Here is a 20,604-nt window from a genome sequence, read left to right on the forward strand (position 1 = left end):
AAATCCCTACGCAGTCAGCTGCATAGGGATTTTTATTTCTTCTCTGATTGACAGGCTATCCTTTATTTTCTAGCTTTTCCAGTCTTTCAAAGATGCTTTCAAATATATTCTTTTCAGTAGTAGAAACATATCCTACGACCTTATAGTATTCCTGATTTTGTTTGTTTGTTAATTGATTATCAGTTGCATATTGAAGGGTTCCATTGATGTGAATTAATAGATTATCAATAGAATCTGTTATTAGATCAGCTTTATTCAGAAATAGAATATCTCCGTATTGATATTGCGGTAATAGAGGCTTTTCTGTAGTAAATTCATAGATCAAATCAACGGATGCTAATATTTTTTGCAAAATTAATGCATTAGGACTATTACTTTGTGCTATTACTTGTATTTCCTGATCATTCTGGATAGAAAATTCCGGGAAAAGCATAAGCTGGTCCGTATTCGAAACACTTTCCAATTCATCTGCCTGTAGAGTTTCTGTCAGAAATTTATCAAGATTAAGGTTGAAATGATTGGCAACTTTCAGTATGGTTTCGATTTTGGGTTCTGCACGTCCTTCCTCATAAGAGCTTATCACCCCTCTGTTTAAATCAAATAAGTCTGCAAAAGCCTTTTGGCTTAATCCCTTCACTTGCCTTATTTTCTTAATATTACTTCCAAAGAAGCTCATGTTGTCTAAAATTTTTTGCAAATATAGTGAATGCGGTATAAACGAGTGATAAAAATATTTGCATTTTAAATTATACTGTGAAACGAAAAATCATTAAGGCTATCTGAGATCACAATATTCCGGAATGCGCAATAAATAGCAACAGTCCAATCTTTTTAAGGATAGAAAAGGATAAAGAGGAGGTCCTTTATTATATCAATTTCTGCTCTGGTCGTGGAACCATTTCCTTTCGTTATTACAAATTCCAGTTGTTGCAACATGATCTGTACCCACAATATTGTATACTTCTGTATCTGTATCCCAACTTAAAGACTCCATAATTTTGTTAAGCAAGAAGAGTACTTATGGAAAAGATAAATCAACGTCAGGTACAGATTCAGTATGCCGAAGCTTATATTTCGGACATGCCGGAACTGAAAAAGATTTTCCTGCAAATGAAGGAAGCAAAGAAAGTAGATTCCAATTTCGGACTTCCTTTTATGTTGGCGAAAAAGAAAAATGAGACCATTGCATTTGCAAGTCTTATTGTGAATGAAAAGAATGAAATCTCTTTTAAAATATATGATAAAAACAAAATGTCAGAAGCTGAAAAGAGAAACTTCTTCTCCAATACTGAAAGATATTTTAAAAATAATGACACCCCTAATTTCAAAGATCCGGAACAACTGAAAAGCAGTATCAGCAGAATGATCAGCTGGCTGAATCTTGAATAAAGCCATGATAAAATTGTACATTTACTTAAAACCGCAATGCAATGCCGAAAGATGTTCTGTACCTTAAAATAGCCAACTCTGTCACAGAGCAGATCAAAAGTGAAACCCTGCAGTTTGGAGACAGGCTGCCTTCACTGAGAAGTGCCCAGAAATTATACAATGTAAGCCTGAATACTATAAAACAGGCTTATATGGAACTTGAAAGTCGCTCCCTTGTAGAATCCCGCCCCAAGTATGGATATTATGTCAGCCAAACCTTCCAGCGAAAGCTGGCGCTGCCTTCTGTTGCTCAGATGAAAGGTTCAGAAAAAAAGAATACACCACAGGATCTTATTGATAAAGTATTTGGAGTGATTGGAGGAACAGATATCACACAGTTTGGATTGGGAGTTCCGGGTAAAAGCCTTCTTCCGGTAGCCAAAATGAAAAAATGCATGATTGATGTGATTAAGAGGAAAGGAGACAGCGGAACAAACTATGAACCTGTACAGGGAAGTGAAATACTACGGCGGGAAATTGCCAAATGGTCTATAGTAATGGAAGGCAAAATCACAGAAGATGATCTGGTAATAACCTCCGGAGCAATGAATGCGGTTTACAACTGTTTAATGGCTGTTACAAAGCCGGGAGATTCGGTAGCAGTAGAGAGTCCTGTTTATTTCGGAATTCTTCAGGCCATTCATTTATTAGGATTGAAAGCTGTTGAAATTCCTACACATCCCATTACAGGAGTAGATCTGGATGCCTTAAAAAAGGTGCTCCCAAAGCTTTCTGCGTGTTGTTTTGTGGTCAATTATAATAATCCGTTAGGGTTTCAGATGCCCGATGAAAACAAAAAAGAGCTGGTAAAAATGCTTACGGAATATAATGTTCCTCTTGTTGAAGATGATGTTTATGGAAATATCTACTTCGGAGCGGGAAGGCCTAAGCCCTGTAAATTTTATGATGAAGCGGGAATCGTAATGTGGACCGGCTCAGTTTCGAAAACACTGGCTCCGGGTTTTAGAGTAGGATGGGTGGCTCCGGGAAAATTTAAAGAAAAAATTATCCGGCAGAAAATTGTTCAGACTGTTTCCGGACCGTCTTTATTTTCAGATGTTATTGCTGATTTTCTTGCCCACGGGCGGTATGATCATCATCTGAGAATGTTCAGGAAAAAACTCTACGCCAATTATCTTCAGATTCAGAAATCCGTGATTGAGTATTTTCCGGACAATACCAAAATTTCAGAACCAAAAGGCGGTTTTATGCTCTGGTTGGAACTGGACAAGAGAATCTGTACGGAAGATCTTTATGATGTGGCGTTTGAACAGAAAATAAACTTTGCACCCGGAAGAATGTTTTCACAATATAATCAGTATCAGAACTGCATGCGTTTGAACTATGCACTGGAATGGACAGACAGGGTGGAAAGTGATCTGGAAAAACTGGGAAAAATGATAAAAAACAGAATTTAATAATCTTATAGTGATGAATGATATTAAGAATGAAGTAAAAATTGTAACCTATGAACCTCAGTATAAAGAAGCTTTTAAAGCTTTGAATGAAGAATGGATCAAAACATTTTTTGTGATGGAAGCCGGTGATTATAAGCTGCTGGATAATCCGGAAGAACATATTTTAAATAAGGGAGGACATATTGTTTTTGCGCTGTTAAATAATGAAGCCGTGGGAACTTGTGCATTGGTGAAAAGAAAGGATAACCCTATTACTTTTGAGCTGTCAAAGATGGCGGTAAGTCCTAAAGCTCAGGGTAAAAAAATAGGGTATTTGCTGGGGGCAGCACTAGTAGATCTGGCAAAAAACCTGCATGCTGAAAAAATAGTCCTGGAAACAAATTCGGTTCTTGTTCCTGCAATAAAACTTTATGAAAAGCTGGGCTTTAAGTATATGCCTATTGTAGATGCAGGATATGACCGTGTAGATGTGCAGATGGAGCTGAATCTGAATATATAACAAAAAAATATTAGAACTCGGATAGAAATATCCTTGTTCTAATATCAAATTTAAATCTAATTGCTTTACAGTTTTATTTCTTGATGAAAGTCTTGGTCAGTGATTTTTTGCTTCCGCTGATTTTAATGAAATACACTCCTGCCGGAAGATTTCCGATATTGATTTTTTCATCGTAAAATCCTCTTGAAGACTGTAGAGACGTAGTAGAAACAATCGATCCCTTATTATCAATGATTTCTGCTTTAATTTCCTTATCTTCAGTTTTATACTGGATTCCGATGAAGGTTGAAACAGGATTCGGATAAATTTTAAAATCATCAGTCATTACCTTCGTCTCTTTTGATGTCAATACTTCTTTGGAGCATGCCGGAATTCTGTTCACTCCGTCAATTCCCCATGAAGATTGCACCGGAATACAAAGCCAGTTCAATACCGTTGGGAAATGATCTGTTTCTCTTGTTGTTGACGTATAATCATACACCTTAAAATTGTTCACTGTATTGGCATTATACGTTGGGGAACCAGTTACAGTCATATTATTAGTATTTGGACTTGCATCTGTCAATGTATTTCCTGAAGTCCCGTTACATTTCCAATTGGCTAATAGTTGAGAATAATAAGGATGCGAAGATGTAATATCCTGATTTGCCCAATTCACAATCACATCATTTGGAAGTGCAGATTTCCATATTCTTACATCTTTATAAGATGCCGCGAGATTAATTCCATAAGCATTCGTACCATCCTGATTTAAAGTTAAAGGAAGCCCGGAATCAATATTTCCAATGGTATTCATTTTAGCAAAAGTTACCGGAACACCGTCTTCATAGAGCGTTACAAGGCCATCTCTGTCAAAGCTTGCAGCAATATGTTTCCATTTATTGGTTTCTACTTTTCCGCCAACAAGATCAATTCTGTTCGTCCCGTCACCAATATTCATCTTGAAAGTCTTCCCGGAATATCCTGAGAAAACGAATCCTTTATTTTTTCCGTTAGCCCAGTTTTTATTACTGATCATCACCGGATCACTGGAATAAGATGCATTAGGCTTTACCCAAAATTCAATGGTAAAATCCTGATTCGCTCCAAAATTGAAAGGTGTCTGGTTAGATGGTTTTGCATACGTTCCTGCCGGGAAATTCAACTGGTTGAATGTTTTATTGGATTCCAGCACGGTTTTGCTGATCTGCTGTGGAGTAAATCCCGGATTGGAGTACACCGTAAAAATATTTCTTTCAGAAAGGTTTCCGCCACCATGAGAACTGTCTACCGCTCCATGATCTGTAGTCAAAACGACCAACCAATCTTCGTTGTTATAAGAAGGTCTGTTTTTCATAGCGGCAACAATTTCTCCTATATAAGTGTCGGTAGTTTTAATAGAGGAAACATATTGAGGAACACCTGATGAGAATCCGTAAGAATGTCCTGCGTGGTCTACATCGTCAAAATCTACAAAGAGAATATCCGGATTATCATTCTGCAAAGCCGTTACAGCAGCATTCTTTACTGCAAGATCTGTTGCCAGGTTAGTCTTTACATCCGCATTCTGTATGATTTTATCATTGATTGGTGCCCAGTGAGCTAGAGAAATGGTTCTCAGGCTCGGATTGTAAGTTTCCGCTCTTGTTATGAAATCGGGGTAATTGGCGTAGTTCGGGCTTGTAAAGTTATTGTCCTGAACATTATGTTTAGTGTGCCATACACCGGTAAGCATAGTACTCCATCCGTTTCCGCTCCAGGTGGTGGCGGCGCAAAGTCCGTCAACAGAATAGATTGACTGACTGATAAGATTTTGGATGTTTGGAGTAGGCGTAGACATCATTACGTCTGCACGACATCCGTCAATTCCGATAAAAAGTACTTTTTTTGTCTGGGCTCCAAGAAAGCAGCTCATTACAACAGCCATTGAGAATAGTTTTGTTTTCATAAGGAAAAAGAGTTTTTGAAAGTAGAAAAGTTTACAAATAGTAATTTATTTTTAACTATTGTAAAATTAGTTTACTATTTGTAAATAATTATGAACTGAAAGTTAATTAATTGATAATTAAAAAGTTCATAGGGAAAACTTAGAAACTAACCACAAAAGTCACAAAAGAAAGTGATTCTGTTTATTTTAAGTTTCAGGCTTTTTGATTAGAAGATCAAAAAAGGTTGCTGGAAATGTCGGTTATAACAAATACCTAATAATCCGTACATTCCCCTCCTCTGGAGGGGTGTCAAATCAGAGATTTGACGGGGTGGTAAAAAACACAAACATTCTCAATAGAAATATCCATGAAAATGTTTGTGCCAAGAAGTATTAAAAGTAGTTTGAAAAAGAGCTATTAAAGAAGATCTTCAGCCTCAGAAATGGTATTAAGAATATAATCCGGGGAAGCTTTTTCAAGTTCCGCCTTACTTTGAGCTCCTGACAGGACAGCAATCGTCAGCCCGCAGCCTGCATTTTTACCCTCTTCAACATCAATGACAGAATCTCCTGCCTTTAAAACCTTATGCGCTTCAGTGATATTGAATTTCTTCATTGCAAGAAGGATCATTTCAGGGCTTGGACGGCTTTCCGAAACATCGTCCGCAGTAATCAAAGCATCAAAATGAATGCTTTCTTTCCAGTTGAGTTTATTCAAAAGCTGATGAGCGATTTCAGAAGTATATCCGGTATTTAAAACGATTTTTTTGTTCTGAGACTTCATGCTCAGCAGGAAACCTTCCGTTCCGTTGATGGGTTTTACTTCAAGTTTTTTGTAAGATTCTTTAAGCTGATCTGAGAAATTTTCAAAAATAGCGGGAGCATCTTCTTCATTTCCGTTAATTTCCTTTAGAAGACTTGTAATGGCTTCCAGTTTTTCCATTCCGGCACAGCTGGATAATACTTTTTCAAGGCTTACAACATAGCCGTAATCATTCACAGCACTGGTAAGTGTTTTGTATACTACATTGTCCTCATCAATCGTTGTTCCGGCCATATCCAGAACTAATAATTCTATATTTTTCATTTAAATTTTATGCATAAATTTTTTCAATATTAAACCTGGAGAAGCCACCGCTTCCCGTCATTCCTTTTCCTCCGATACCTGTTACAATATGAATATTCGCAGATGGGCTGTGCTCGAAAATATCTTTGGATTTGCATTGGGAATAAATTCCGAACCACCTTCTCTGAATTTCATATGTGGGAAGATCAATAATTTTCTTAGCTTCAAGAATCATAAATTCATCAATCTCCATATTAAGATCATACCCAAGATCATCTGAATTTTTAGCATCTGCATATTCATGAGAATCTCCGATGATGACAGAACCGTCAAGTGCTTGTTTGAATAAAATATGAACCCCATATTTCTTTTCAAAAGAATTTGGATCTTCTAAAGCCTTGATTTTCTGGAAAGAAGGACATTCGCTGAATGATTCATATCTTCTCACAGAAAGCCCGGTAAGAATATTCCCCTGAAGGGAATAAATTCCTTGTGGTTTGGTCTGAAGCATCTGAAGTTTACTCACTTCCAGATCACTGTCATTGAATACTTTAGGATATAAAGTTTTGAACTCATGCCCGCCGCAGATAATGATTTTAGACGCGGTGAAAGCTGTTCCGTCTGCCGCTACAGCAGTACATTTCTGGTCATCTTCAAGGGTTTCAATAACTGTGGTGTTATAGAAAATCTGCAATCCCATCTTTTCCTGAAGCAGTTTATGAAGTTTTACGATCATATCTGCAGAATCTACAGAAAGTTCCTGTGGAAAAAACAGTCCTCCTTTGCAATAATCCGAACGGAGACCGTCATATTTCTTGATACAGTCGCTTTTTGATAATAAAACAGATTCATAATCATTGTTTCTGTTGATTTCATAAAGTTCTTCAATCAGCTGAAGTTCCTCGTCATTGGAAGCGATATATACAGATCCGTTTTGTCTGATGGTAAGGTGTGCCTGCGTGTGAAGTTCATGATAGATGGCAAGACTTTCTCTTCCGAAATTCTGCCATTTCAGATCCATTCCCGAGGGTACTACCTGTCCGAAATTCCTTACAGTAGCGCCCTGAGGAACAGAATTTCTTTCCAGTATAGCTACTTTAAGATTTTTCTTCAGCGCATGATAAGCATGGAATGTTCCTAAAATTCCACCTCCTACAACGAGTAAATCAAATTTTGTTGTCATTGTATTGTTATTTATAAAATTTTCGACGTATCGAAATTGATGAATTGATTAGAGTTTGAGTTTAAGTTTGATTTCGGCTTTGATTTGTTCCTGAAAGCCAGAAAAGCAATCACCGAAAGAATGAAAACCGTAACGGTGATGATATAATTTAAGCTGATATAAAAATGCAACCATGAAGTCTGGGCTGAACCAAAGTTTTTATACAGAAGAATCAGAACACTTCCCAGATACCCGAATGAATCTACAATATAGATCAGAAAACCTACATTTCCTTTGATCTCAAAAGCAGCAATCATCCGGTCAAAATAAATTCCATTAAAAGGAATATAGCAGATATACATTCCGAAACCGGAAACCGTCATCCATAAAACCGGAGATAATGAACCCTGCTGAAAAAGATAAGTAGAAAGCCCTACGGTAAGAATTCCTGCGAAAAGGATATAATGATAGTAAGCAAATGCTTTTTTATTGTTTTTCACTTTCACCATAAAACTTAAGATCAAAAGAACCATCACCGGAATCGGAATCTCTGTTAAGGTAAAAATAGAACTGTCGAAACTGAAATGCAGTCCGTCCCAGATTTCCCGGTTAAAATTATCCCTGAAGTCCCTTAAGACCGTTAAGCTGATATATAGAAATATAATACACACAATCGGAACAAAAAACTGCTTGATCAGTGCTTTTCTTTCCGAGCCATTCAATGGCTGTCTTTTGTTTTTAAGCAAAATATCTTCGTCCGAAGGTTGGGGAATTTTTTCAAGAAGCAGGCCAAAAAGAATCAATGGAATAATAAAGATAAGTCCGGCAGAAAACGGCATCCAGAATTCAGAAATTGAGAACGTGTCCATTAAAAATTTCCCTACAGATTTTGTAAATCCTGAAGAAATCACAAAGCTTGAACATAAAAATAAACCAATGATTTCTGTCGTTTTGCGCCCTTCGATATAAGAAAAAACAATTCCCCAGATCATTCCCAGCGGAATTCCGTTGATGAACATACATATAATATTGTAAGGAGCGGGAACGGCTGCAAATCCTAACAACGCAAGTTCTGCAATGGCAATGAAAATAAACAGATAAGTAAGTCTTTTCCGGGGTTTCAGTTCCGAAATAAATTTAATCCCAATGAATTTTGAAATAAAATAGCCTACTGCCTGTGCAATGATAATCAGAATCTTATAATCGACTCCGAAATAGGAAAGTCCCTCGAAAGAAGCTACCGTAAAAGGCTTTCTGAAGCCGTACATGCAGAAGTAAACACCAAAAGCAGCAAAAGCGGCTTTCAGTGTTACTAATGTTTTTTTATTGAGTGTTCTGGCCATGATCATGGTTTAGAAGTTCAGTTTTACTCCAAGATTGAATCGTACGCCGTAATATTCTACCTGCTCAGGACGGTCTTCATTTTTACCAAAGTGATAGATCAGAGGTTTGTTCAGAATATTGTTGACATCCGCGTATAAAGTCAGGTATTTTGTAAACTGATAAGAGCCTCCGAAATCAAGATTGCTGTATTTACCATAATAAGAATCATTGATGTCTTCCTCGGCATACTCTACAGCATATTTCCCTTTATAATTGTAAGCCAGCCTTGCATTGAATCCTTTTTTCTCAAAGAAAAGCTGCGCGTTATACAATTCCTTTGCCTGATAGGGAAGGGCAACGGTTCTTCCGCTTGGTTTTTCCATTTCAGAAGTCATGAATGTAGCATTCAGCTGCACTCCGAAATACTGTAAAAATCCCGGAAGAAAATCAAATCTCTTATTGATTCCCAGTTCAATACCTCCCAACCATGCTGCTTTTCCGTTATTTGGAGCGGTAAACTGTACTCCGTTGTTTCCATTATAATTTCCGATAAAAGAATCCTGGAAAATAGGATCTGTAATAGATTTATAGAAAACGCCACCACTTAAAATCCCTATGTTGGAGAAATAATATTCGCCCATCAGGTCAAAATTCAAAGAATAGGTAGGATTAAGATTCGGATTTCCTCCTTTAAATTCGTTATCTGCTTCAATATAAGTTCCTCCGGGAGTCAGATCTCCGAAATTCGGTCTTGAGAAAGTTCTTGTTGCTGCAAAACGAAGATTGGTTTTATCGTTCAGCGTATATTTTAAATGAATCATTGGAAGAACAGCCAGGTAGTTTTTGGTATTTTCTACAGGAGTCAGTACATCATCATTTACGCTGTATCCTCTTACTTTCGTATTGGTATTGGATAATCTGATTCCTCCTAAAATCGTAATCTTATCATTCAGTTTATAGGTTGCCATCCCGTAAGCATCTGCATGTTTTTCAAAAACATCAAAATTTCTTCCTAATGCTTTGTTGTATTCCAACGCTTCAGAATCAGCAGTATTAATTTTCAGATTTCCCTGATGATCATACCAGAACTGATTCATTCCATTGATGGAAAGTACCGGCCCGAAAGTATTCCCAATGTGGGCATTCATTTCACTTAAATATTTCGGTCCGTTCGGCTGTGTCGTGATATATTTCGAAAAATCAGACAGAAGCGGGGCCGTTCCGTTGCTCCAGTTGTAGAAAATATCAGAGAATTTTGCGTTACGCTCTTTATCTCTATATTTAAAACCATACTTTAAAGTCAGTTTATCAGAAGCATTGATCTCATGGTTGAAAGCTGCTACAATTTTATCCTTTTCCTCTACAAAAACTTTATAGAATTCAAGATCTGTAAATCTCATCTGGGAAGCATCCATCTTGAAGTTCGGATCACTGTAGAAACCAAACAAAGCATCCGGGTTTTTATAATCTAATTTTCCACCATCCGCTTTCCAGTAAGCTCTTGGGCCATTTCCATGATTGGAAATATAATCAGGATTGATGCCTACACCAGATTGGGTATATTTGATAACATAGTAAGAATTGTTCTGTTTGTCAGGGATATTTCCATACTTGAATTTGTTGTCGTAATAAGATAAATCCCAGTCGATTTTTCCTTTATTTAATTGATGAACCGCTCCCAAAGAAACAGAAGTAAGTTTTGTAATCAGTAAATTGTGAATGTTCTGAAGCTCAACTCTCGCTGTATTATTGGCGCTGCTGAACTTGTCAAACCGGATTCTGTGTTTGTAATGGGTTTCGTCATCCGACAATGTACCATACATTCCTTTTAAGTAGAAAGTGGTTTTCGGAGATAAAACATATTCAAAAGCCGTATTGATCCCTGTTGTCTTTCTTACCCCGTTATAATCACGGAGTTCCAGTCTGAAAACACCTTCGTCTCCGCTTCTTCTTGCCTCGAAATTATCTGTAGACCAGTTTCTTATGAAATGAGCAAAATTGAACAAATACCCGAATTTCTTATCTCTTGTTCTTCCTCCATACAAGAATCCAAGGTTATAAACACCTTTGTCAGCTTTTGCATTATATCCGCTTCCAATTGTTGCTTTGAATTCTGTTTTCATTGGAGGCGTTTTGGTGATAAAATTAACACCACCTCCAATTCCGTCTGCTTCCATATCCGGGGTAAAAGACTTGTTTACATGCACATATGAGATCAATTCCGTAGGAAAGAAGTCGAAAGCTGTAGCTCTGGAAGTTGTTTCTTCCTCAGCTGTTGGAAGTCTGTTTCCATTGATGGTTGTAGATGCCCAGAATGGCGGAAGTCCTCTCAGGGAAACAAATCTTCCTTCTCCCTGGTCTCTTTCAATAGAAACTCCCTGTACGCGCTGTACCGTCTCTGCTGCATTCCTGTCCGGGAGCTTTCCTATTCCGTCTGAAGCAATAACATTGGTAATGTTGATGGCATTTTTCTGAAGATTTAATGCTCTTGCTTCTGTATTTTTAAGTGTTCCCGTAACCACTACTTCATCGATGTTTTTTCGGGGCTGAGAAAGTTTGATGATTCCCAGATCAGCTATTTGTTCCGGTTTCAGATCTACATTGATGTCTGAAGATTCATAACCTATATAGCTTATTTGTAAAGTATATTGGCCCTCTTTGATATCATTGATGACAAATTTTCCTTCAATATCAGTTGTTATATTTCTGGATAAGCCTTTTATTTTGACTGTGGCCCCGGGGAGAGGCTGGCTGTCGTCAAGAACAGTTCCTATAATTAACTGTTTCTGCGCTGAAACACAAACGATGAGACAGACAAAAACAAGGGTAAGTAATTTCTCTAAATTTGTTTTCATTTTTACATATATTAAATTTTTCATGCAAATCACGCTAATAATTTTAATATATATAAATATTTTGTATTAAGTATTATTTAACAAATAGACCCTGTTTGTTACAGCTGTTTTACTTTGAAAAGCATTGAATCTGATCTTTGAAAACAGAGCGAAACAGAGATTGATGCTGTTCACATCATGTTTTTAGTAAATATTTCCTTATAATTATGCAATAGAAATTGAACCAAAACAGCGATTTTTTAGTTAATATTTCGTTCATTTTAGGACAGTCTGGAAAATTAAAAGTTGCATATTTGTAAACTTTTGTATTGTCTGGAAATTAGAAATTGAAGGATAATGAGTAAAATGATTATTATTTTAGACGCAAAATTTTAATGATTCAAACAGTATATTTATAAGGAAGCAAAGGGTGCGACCTTGTCGCTGATGAAGCTTTATCATAAGGTTATACCCTTGGAATGAATCTTCTCAAGAATTGTCATTCTGAATGAAATGAAATGTAATGAAGAATCTCATACTATTGAATGAAAATAGGATTCTTCCTTCGTCAGAATGACAAAGTCAAATCAAAAACTTTGCGTTAAAAAAATATGCTGTTATGCAGTATAAAAATAAAGGACAAGCATTACACAGCTTTCATCACTGATGCTTACAGGAACGTGAGGAAATTTTCCGTTGAAATACAAAGAATCTCCTTCTTTTAAGATGATTTCTTCATTATCAATCACATATTTTACTTCTCCTTTCAGAATATATTTGAATTCCCAGGCATCCGTAATGACCTTTTCCCTTTTAGAATTGGGCTCAAGAGTTAGTAGAACAGCTTCAAACCCTAGGGAATGAAGACTCTTGCTGAAGATATGCATGTATTTAAAACCTTCAGCTTCTACTTCTTTTTCTATGACTTGCTGGCTTTCTTTCGGAACATAGATGAATTTGGCGTTGGATTTTTTTTCAACTCCTTCAAAAAAATAGCTGGCATCAATCTCAAGAGATTGAATCAGATCTAATAAAACAGGAAGCGAAGGAATCGTTCTACCATTTTCAATCCTTGAAACAAGACCATTGCTTACATTTGCTCTGAAAGCCAGATCATTGATGGTTAAATTATTCTTTTTTCTAATATCCTTTAATCTCTTGCCGATACCTATTAAAAAATCGTTCATACGCTGTGCAATTTAACCTGAATTATTTTTTCATCATTCTATTAAAAGCAAAGGTAATATTATTCTATAGAGTTTAGGTACAGGAGGGAATCAATTCATTGAAAATTATTATTTGCTACTTGACTCTCTGATATTCTCCACTTTTTCTCCCCAAGAAAATTTCCCTATTTTTGTAAAACTCCTTATTTCATCTATGAAAAAAATTATTCTTATCGAAGACGAAACCAGTGTAGTATCTTTCATTAAAAAGGGACTTCAGGAAAATGGATATGAGATTTCTGTAGCTTTTGACGGGCGTACAGGAGTACAGCTGGTGCAGGCTAATGATTTTGATCTGGTAATTTTAGACATTATGCTTCCGGAAATGAATGGTCTGGATGTGTGTAAAGAAATAAGAAAAACCAATCAGAGTGTTCCTATTTTGTTTTTAACGGCATTGGGAACTTCGGAAAATATTGTTCTCGGACTGGAAAGCGGAGGAGATGATTATCTGGTGAAACCTTTCAAATTCATCGAACTGGTGGCACGTGTGAAATCTTTGCTAAGAAGAAGTAATAACAATGGTCCGCAGGAAATCGCTGAACCGGAGCCGGATAATGAACATGTTTTTCAGTTTTCGGATCTGATGGTGAATGACTATACAAAGAAAGTAACCCGCGCAGGAGAAGATATTTCTCTTACTTCCACAGAATATAAACTCCTGTTGTATTTCCTGAATAATCCTGAAAAAGTGATTTCCAGAGCAGAGATCCTGGATGCGGTCTGGGGAGTAAACTATGAGCTGGGGACCAATGTGGTAGATGTATATGTTAATTATTTAAGGAAAAAACTGGATAGCCAGGATGATAATAAGTTGATTCATACCGTGATAGGAATGGGGTATGTGTTGAAAAAAACATGATAGATGTTTAATAAAGTCATTACAAATCAGACCAAAACGATGGTGCTTTTGATGTTAGTTTTTACAGCCATCATATTGTTGTTCAGTGGTTTGGTGTACTTTTCTATCGTTAATTTTTCGCATCAGAGGTTTTATGAGCTGCTGAAGATCAGAACAGCTACCATTGTTCAGATTGAGAAAAGCAAAGACCATCTCGACCTTCCGGAAAACTATGTGCTTAACAGTTTGAATGATGAGGAACTTCCAATGGAAAAAGACTATGTTTTTGCCGTTCCTACCGATTCCAATTTTAAAAAAATATCCCAGGAAGTTCATATTCCGGATTATTTTTTTAAAAATATCATCAGAGAGGGGGAATCCAATTATAATGATGAAGAATTTTATTATATAGGACAAAGCTTCAGGTATGATGATAAAGATTATATCGCGATAGCTTCTGCCAAAAACCATTATGTGGTTTATTATCTCGGATTTTTAAAAAGAACACTGATTACGTGTATTGTACTTTCATTATTCTTTAGTATGATCTTCTCTTTTTATCTGTCCAAAACATTATTCAGGCCCATTTTAAAAATCACGGGAAAAGTAAAGGAAATCAGTTCTGAAAATCTTCATTTAAGACTGGAATCACAGCCTGATAATAAGGAGCTTAATGAATTGGTAGATACCTTCAATGATATGCTCAACCGTATTGAAACTTCTTTCGAAACCCAGAATCACCTGATCGGAAATGTTTCTCACGAATTGAGAACGCCTCTTACATCCATCATGGGAGAAGCCGATGTTGCCCTTTCCATCAGCAGAACTGCCGACGAATACAAAGAAACTCTGGGAATTATTCTGGATGAAGCTGAAAAACTGGATAAAAAGATCAAAGCATTATTAATGATTGCCCAAACCGGATTCGACGGAAAGATCCAGAAAATGGATAAGGTGAGAATTGATCAGCTTCTTTGGGATGTTATCGAAACGCTGAGAAGAATCGATTCCCGAAACAATATCTATCTGGATATCAGCATGCTTCCCGATAATCCGAAAAAACTGAAAGTTCAGGGGAACGAGCAGTTATTACATCTCGCGGTAGCGAATATCATCAGTAATGGCTGTAAATATTCTAATTTCCAGCAGGTGAAAGTCTCTCTGGGAGCCACTAATACAGATGTCTATATTATTGTAAAAGATAATGGTATCGGAATTCCGGAAGTGGAAATGAATAAAATCTACGATCCCTTCTTCAGAGCCTCTAACACCAATAATTATGAAGGCTATGGAATTGGACTTCCTTTAGCAAGAAATATTGTAAGAATGCATCACGGTGAACTGATCGTGAGTTCACACGAGAATCAGGGAACAACCGTACAGATGAAGTTCCCGAATTTCTATAGTACAATGAAAGGAGAAGAAATAAATAAGAACCTCTAATCTGAATTTTTCACTTGTTATTAGTTTGTTTTGATAATCAGTGCTTTGTGTTGCTTGTTTTATTCTTTTTCAATTTTTTTCTAGAACCATATGAACTTCCGTTAACAATTTTCTAATCTCATTTTAATCTCTTTAATCACATTTTAATTCCATTCCAAAGATCTTCTAATTTGGTCGTTCTAGTTTTGTATCATCAAAAAAGATAAACACAATACAAAATAATAAAGAACATGGCTAAAACAATTTTAATTGCAACAGATTACTCTCTTGAGTCATTGAATATATTGAAAAAAGTACTTAAGGAGAAAGATGCCTCAGAAGATCAGAACCAATACAATATCCTTCTGACTTCCGGATATGATGCCGGAGATTCTATCAGAGACCTTTTATTCACGACCAAAACATCGGTTTTCAATAAAATCAGACCTGCAGAATTCTGTGATGCTTTTGGAATTATCAGTAATAAATATCCTCATCTGGTTAACAAAATCATCTGTGATGTCTTTACAGGAAGTTTCCAAAGAACATTCAATCAATATGTAAAAGCAGAAAATATTGAAGAGGCTTATTATTCTCCATCTATCAAAAGTAAGGGAAAAGGCAAGTTTGATCTGATTCCTTACATCAAAAAATGCAAAGAGCTGCAATCCCATGAAATTACCGTTGAAGTAAGAGAAAGACTTCCGGAAAGAGGAAGACTGGCAGAGATCTTTGTAGAGGTCTAAATAAAACACAATTTAAAAAAATAAAAAATGTTAAGAAATTATAGTAACAGCAGGACACTGGGAGACAATATCAGGTTGGGGACGCTGACTGCCTTTACGGCGGGTACTATAAACATTGCTTCCCTATTGATATTTCTCTCCTTTACATCGAACGTAACGGGACACTACGCTATTTTAGCTGCAGAAATAAGTAAAGGAAACTGGACACAGGTAGCTGTGGTGGGCGGATGGATCTTTTTATTCTTCTTCGGAAGCTTCCTGTCTAACTTTATTGTCATCAATTTTAATAAGAAAAGTAAATATTTTGCCCATTCTATGCCCATTGTGCTGGAAATTATATGTCTTCTGTTTGTAGGAGTGTACGGGCAGTTTTATTACCAGAAAACATTAGAAGAAACAGAATATCTGGTGGCATTGATGCTTTTCGCTACCGGATTGCAAAATGGTCTTACGGCAAGTATTTCCAACTTCTCTGTGAAAACGACCCATCTTACCGGAACAACCACCGATTTAGGAATCCTGGTGTCTATGTTTACACAGAAAAAATACAGAAAAAACGGAGAGCTGATTGGCAGAGCAAAACTTCTGATGAGCATTATGCTTGCTTACGTAATGGGAGCGGTATTCTCGGGGTTAACATATTATTACCTGGAATTCAGGGTGTTCTATGTAATCAGTATATGTTTGTTGATCGTAATCGGGTATGATGCCTATAAAATTCATATTCGACATTTTAATACAAAATACAGATACAGCAGGATTTATAAAAAACCGAATCTTTTTGCTTACCTGTACGATAAAATCCATGGAATTCCTAAAAGAGAGAAGAAAAGAAAGCTTGTCTTTGAGGATTAAAATATAAAACACACTATTAATTTTTTGTATAAACTAGCTGTAAGTGCCCTTATTTTATTATGGAATAGGGGCATTTTTCCTTAAAAATTAACTTAAATATCTCTGAATGTCTTGTTTTTGTCGTGTTTTTCATAGTTGTTGAAATGAAATTTTCGGATTGAAGCAATTAACTTGCTAACGCCCTTCATTACAAACATTAAAAAAATTGATTGGGGATAAACAGGCAAAAATGTTGATAATTAAATATTAAATCACGATTTTGGTATTTTAATTCCCGTTTCCATTGACTATTTTTGTAAGTTGATTTACGTTTTATGTCAGATATTATTCAGCTTTTACCGGATCATGTAGCCAACCAAATTGCAGCGGGAGAGGTGGTGCAGCGGCCTGCATCCATCGTGAAAGAACTTTTGGAAAATGCTATTGATGCAGATGCAACGAAAATTGAACTGATCATCAGGGATGCCGGTAAAAACCTTATTCAGGTGGTAGACGACGGAAAAGGAATGTCCGAAACAGATGCCCGTATGGCATTTGAAAGACATGCTACCTCCAAAATCAAAGGAACAGAAGATATCTTTAAAATTGCTACAAAAGGGTTCCGGGGTGAAGCGCTGGCTTCTATTGCAGCGGTTTCTCAGGTGGAGCTCAGAACGAAACAGAAAGACACATCTATCGGCACCAACATTTATATTGAAGGTGGAGTTTTCCAGTTTCAGGACCCGGTTCAGACAGCAGACGGATCAAATTTTTTAGTAAAAAATCTTTTTTATAACGTTCCTGCAAGAAGGAAGTTTTTAAAAAATAATAATATTGAATTCAGACACGTAATTGATGAATTTCAGCGTGTTGCTTTAGCTCATGAGAATCTGGAGTTTTCCCTTTTCCATGATGATGAAGCTGTTTTCAGATTGAGAAAAGGAAGTCAGATGCAGCGTATTGTGGATGTTTTCGGAAGAAAGCTTCAGCCGCTTTTGATTCCTATCAAAGAAGATATTATCTGGTGTAAACTTCATGGGTTTGTTGCCAAGCCTGAAGGAGCCAAGAAAGCAAGGGGAGAGCAGTTTCTTTTTGTGAACGGAAGGTATTTCAGAAGCCCCTACTTCAATAAAGCAGTACAGGAAGCTTTTGAAGGCCTGCTTCAGCCGGGATATGTACCTTCATTTTTTCTTTTTCTGGAGCTCGATCCGGAGAAAATAGATGTCAATATTCATCCACAGAAAACCGAAGTGAAATTTGAAGATGAACATCTTATTTTTGCTTTGCTGCGCTCAACCATTAAAAGATCTTTAGGAATTTATAATGTTTCTCCAAGTCTTGATTTCGACAGAGACCCTGAATTGGATGAAATGATGAATAAACCCATTCCCAGCAAAGGAAATGGGGGAGGAAGTGGTTTTGTAAAAATGCCGGAAATCATTGTAGATAAAGATTATAACCCGTTCCTTGAAGAAAAAAATGTGGTGCATCCGGAAGAAATTCAGAACCTTACGGAAATGTATCATCAGAATATTACCGCTGAGCCTTCAAAGATCAATTTATTTGAAGATGAAGATTTTGACGAAGATCTGATGAGGCTTCCGAACGGCTACTGGCTTTTCAATAAAGGAGATGTGACATTGATGCTGGATCTCGGAAGAATGCACAGGCTATTGGTTTCTGAAGGAAATAAATCTACCAGAAAATCAAACACAAACAGCCATGCCCTTCTTTTCTCTTTGGAATATCATATGAACGAGATCGAGAAGACAAAATACAATTCGATCAAAAAATATCTTCCGGAATTAGGGTTTGACATGAAAATTGCTCATGAAAGTGTACTTCGAATAGATTCTCTTCCTGAAGGCTTGAAAGAAACCCAGGCCATGCAATTCCTGGAAAACCTTTTTGAAATCCTGGAATACAAGACAGAAGAAGAATTTTTGCAGTATTACCATAATCAGTGGAGCAAAATGCAGTCGAAGTCAAGATTTGACTTTATTTATAAAAAAGATGCGGAACAGTTGATTAAAGACTTTACAGCATTAGGCTTCCCGGAATTTTTACCGGATGGCAAAAGATGCTATTATGAAGTTCCGTTTAATGATTTTAAAAACAAATTTTAAAAATTATGTTTAACAATATACCGCCCATTACAAGGAATATTATTATAATCAATATTATAGTATTTATTGTTACTTATTTTATGGGTAACCAGATGATTGGTTATCTCGCGGGCTTCTATCCGTTTTCACCTTTTTTCCATTCATGGCAGGTTATTACCCATATGTTCATGCACGGAAGTATCATGCATATTTTATTTAACATGATGACACTCTTTAGCTTTGGACCAATTCTGGAGCAGACATTAGGAGATAAAAAGTATTTGATTTTATATTTTGCAAGTGGTTTAGGGGCATTTTTTCTTTTCAATTTGTGGAATTTTGTTGAAGTTCAGCAGCTTTCCCACGAGTTAGAGCAGCTTGGATTTAATGTAAATGCATATTTGTCTGGTGCCAGTGTTGAGTTTACTGGGAATACAGATTCCATTCTTAAACAAAAAGAATTACTGGAAAGTTTCAAAGGTATTGTAGCCACGCCTATGGTAGGTGCTTCCGGTGCTATTTTCGGTGTCGTAGCAGCATTTGCAACATTATATCCGGACTCTAAAATTGGAATCATGTTTATTCCGGTCCCTATAAAAGTAAAATACCTTCTACCTATTATTGTTGTTGTTTCCGTATATCTTGGGCTTTCCGGGAATGGAGGAGGAATTGCACATCTTGCCCACGTAGGTGGAGCTTTAGTAGGTTGGCTGTTGGCACTCAGCTGGAAAAAACATTTGTACCGTTTCAATTAAAATAATATTGTGAAGGTTTTCCGACTCATACTCTTCGTTCTGCATCTGGGAATTCTATTCTTGCTGCTGGGCACATTATTGAACGCCTATGTTCCGCCAAAGGTTTTTCCATGGTTTAACCTGCTTTCTTTAGGTTTTCCACTGCTTATGATCTGCTATATCATTCTGACGATATTCTGGGTTTTCAGCTGGAAAAAAAGAGCGTTTGTATTTATTTTTGCGGGTCTTGCTTTTATTAATCCTGTAAAACGATGGGTTAACTACTCTGATAAAAAAGAAAATCCTGGGATAAAAGTAGTTTCTTTCAATACCAGGGCTGGCGGTAGAGGAAGCACAGAGATTGGCCCTTATCTGAAATCTCTGGATGCTGATGTTCTTCTTTTACAGGAGGATGCTGGTATAGTATACAAATTTGATGGTTATCAGAAAGCAAACCCCGGTGGAGGGCTAACGATTTTGACAAAGCATAAAATCATTAAGCAGCAGATCATAGATCCACAAGATGAAAATTTAAGAATTCCTGGATTGCAGGTTGATATAGAAATTAATGGTAAAATATATAGATTCATTGATGTTTATCTTAACCCTTTCCGGTTCGAAAAAGATATGGTGAAACTTAACGGAAATACCGACACCAATGAACAAAAAATAAAAGATGTTGTTAAAAGGCTCATTCCTACCTTTAAAAAACATCAGGAACAGGTTGGTTTGATTCATAAAGTAATTGAAAATTCACCTTATCCGGTCATCCTTGCCGGAGATTTTAATTCTGTACCGAATTCTTACGAATATTACCATTTATCAGATGGGCTTGAAGATGCGTTTTTAACGGCAGGAAGGGGCAGCGCAACCAGTTTTCACGACTATAAATTTCCAATCAGAATCGACTATGTCTTTTCTTCAAAATCAGTAAAGGCAATATCTTACGAAGTTGACCGTTCTGTAAGTATTTCAGATCATTATCCTGTCATCGTGAAATTTTCCGCGGAGAACAAATAATCATAAAAAGAGTTAAAATTGTCTGCTTGGTAGGATTTTT

Annotated in this window: 18 protein-coding genes; 10 read left to right on the forward strand and 8 right to left on the reverse strand. The window is 36.6% G+C overall.

The annotated features are described in order from the left end of the window. Window positions 1-55: 55 nt before the first annotated feature. Window positions 56-676: a helix-turn-helix domain-containing protein gene (locus tag FN817_RS08300; protein ID WP_142717517.1), complete on the reverse strand. Its 621-nt coding sequence runs from the start codon at window positions 674-676 to the stop codon at window positions 56-58. Window positions 677-871: 195 nt separating this feature from the next. Beyond that, window positions 872-994: a hypothetical protein gene (locus tag FN817_RS23455; RefSeq protein ID WP_262712099.1), complete on the reverse strand. Its 123-nt coding sequence runs from the start codon at window positions 992-994 to the stop codon at window positions 872-874. Between the two features lie 26 nt (window positions 995-1,020). Between FN817_RS23455 and FN817_RS08305 the strand changes: the two genes are divergently transcribed. The 3 genes from FN817_RS08305 to FN817_RS08315 are packed head-to-tail and all read left to right on the forward strand — an operon-like array spanning window position 1,021 to window position 3,345. Continuing rightward, window positions 1,021-1,389: a hypothetical protein gene (locus FN817_RS08305; protein ID WP_142717518.1), complete on the forward strand. Its 369-nt coding sequence runs from the start codon at window positions 1,021-1,023 to the stop codon at window positions 1,387-1,389. Window positions 1,390-1,430: 41 nt separating this feature from the next. After that, window positions 1,431-2,846, forward strand: coding sequence for an aminotransferase-like domain-containing protein (locus FN817_RS08310; RefSeq protein ID WP_142717519.1), 1,416 nt, complete (start codon window positions 1,431-1,433; stop codon window positions 2,844-2,846). A 13-nt stretch (window positions 2,847-2,859) separates the two neighbouring features. Then, a complete protein-coding gene (locus tag FN817_RS08315; RefSeq protein WP_142717520.1) occupies window positions 2,860-3,345 on the forward strand; it encodes a GNAT family N-acetyltransferase in 486 nt (161 codons plus the stop codon). 73 nt (window positions 3,346-3,418) lie between these two features. Here FN817_RS08315 and FN817_RS08320 read toward each other — a convergent pair whose 3' ends face one another. The 6 genes from FN817_RS08320 to FN817_RS08345 form a co-directional block, all read right to left on the reverse strand. After that, window positions 3,419-5,272, reverse strand: coding sequence for an alkaline phosphatase family protein (locus FN817_RS08320; RefSeq protein ID WP_142717521.1), 1,854 nt, complete (start codon window positions 5,270-5,272; stop codon window positions 3,419-3,421). A gap of 397 nt (window positions 5,273-5,669) precedes the next feature. Further along, window positions 5,670-6,338 carry an HAD-IA family hydrolase gene (locus FN817_RS08325; RefSeq protein ID WP_142717522.1) on the reverse strand — a complete coding sequence of 223 codons (669 nt, stop codon included), beginning with the start codon at window positions 6,336-6,338 and terminating at the stop codon, window positions 5,670-5,672. A gap of 7 nt (window positions 6,339-6,345) precedes the next feature. Continuing rightward, window positions 6,346-7,500, reverse strand: coding sequence for a TIGR03364 family FAD-dependent oxidoreductase (locus FN817_RS08330; protein ID WP_142717523.1), 1,155 nt, complete (start codon window positions 7,498-7,500; stop codon window positions 6,346-6,348). Between the two features lie 11 nt (window positions 7,501-7,511). Beyond that, window positions 7,512-8,822 (reverse strand): DUF5690 family protein, encoded by a 1,311-nt coding sequence (locus tag FN817_RS08335; RefSeq protein ID WP_142717524.1) that lies wholly within the window; start codon window positions 8,820-8,822, stop codon window positions 7,512-7,514. A gap of 9 nt (window positions 8,823-8,831) precedes the next feature. Then, window positions 8,832-11,657, reverse strand: coding sequence for a TonB-dependent receptor (locus FN817_RS08340; RefSeq protein WP_142717525.1), 2,826 nt, complete (start codon window positions 11,655-11,657; stop codon window positions 8,832-8,834). A gap of 596 nt (window positions 11,658-12,253) precedes the next feature. Then, complete coding sequence (locus FN817_RS08345; protein WP_142717526.1) at window positions 12,254-12,823, reverse strand: helix-turn-helix domain-containing protein; 570 nt, start codon at window positions 12,821-12,823, stop codon at window positions 12,254-12,256. Window positions 12,824-13,016: 193 nt separating this feature from the next. Between FN817_RS08345 and FN817_RS08350 the strand changes: the two genes are divergently transcribed. From FN817_RS08350 to FN817_RS08380, 7 genes are all read left to right on the forward strand, one after another. Then, window positions 13,017-13,724: a response regulator transcription factor gene (locus FN817_RS08350; RefSeq protein WP_047377977.1), complete on the forward strand. Its 708-nt coding sequence runs from the start codon at window positions 13,017-13,019 to the stop codon at window positions 13,722-13,724. A gap of 3 nt (window positions 13,725-13,727) precedes the next feature. Next, window positions 13,728-15,146, forward strand: coding sequence for a sensor histidine kinase (locus FN817_RS08355; RefSeq protein ID WP_047421967.1), 1,419 nt, complete (start codon window positions 13,728-13,730; stop codon window positions 15,144-15,146). A gap of 230 nt (window positions 15,147-15,376) precedes the next feature. Further along, window positions 15,377-15,871 (forward strand): hypothetical protein, encoded by a 495-nt coding sequence (locus FN817_RS08360; RefSeq protein WP_142717527.1) that lies wholly within the window; start codon window positions 15,377-15,379, stop codon window positions 15,869-15,871. 27 nt (window positions 15,872-15,898) lie between these two features. After that, window positions 15,899-16,726, forward strand: coding sequence for a YoaK family protein (locus FN817_RS08365; RefSeq protein ID WP_142717528.1), 828 nt, complete (start codon window positions 15,899-15,901; stop codon window positions 16,724-16,726). A 314-nt stretch (window positions 16,727-17,040) separates the two neighbouring features. Beyond that, window positions 17,041-18,831: a DNA mismatch repair endonuclease MutL gene (mutL, locus tag FN817_RS08370; protein ID WP_142717529.1), complete on the forward strand. Its 1,791-nt coding sequence runs from the start codon at window positions 17,041-17,043 to the stop codon at window positions 18,829-18,831. A 5-nt stretch (window positions 18,832-18,836) separates the two neighbouring features. Beyond that, window positions 18,837-19,565 carry a rhomboid family intramembrane serine protease gene (locus FN817_RS08375; RefSeq protein WP_142717530.1) on the forward strand — a complete coding sequence of 243 codons (729 nt, stop codon included), beginning with the start codon at window positions 18,837-18,839 and terminating at the stop codon, window positions 19,563-19,565. 9 nt (window positions 19,566-19,574) lie between these two features. After that, window positions 19,575-20,564 carry an endonuclease/exonuclease/phosphatase family protein gene (locus tag FN817_RS08380; protein ID WP_167498828.1) on the forward strand — a complete coding sequence of 330 codons (990 nt, stop codon included), beginning with the start codon at window positions 19,575-19,577 and terminating at the stop codon, window positions 20,562-20,564. The last annotated feature ends 40 nt before the right edge of the window (window positions 20,565-20,604 follow it).

The sequence above is a fragment of the Chryseobacterium rhizoplanae genome (genome assembly GCF_900182655.1).
Classification (GTDB): domain Bacteria; phylum Bacteroidota; class Bacteroidia; order Flavobacteriales; family Weeksellaceae; genus Chryseobacterium; species Chryseobacterium rhizoplanae.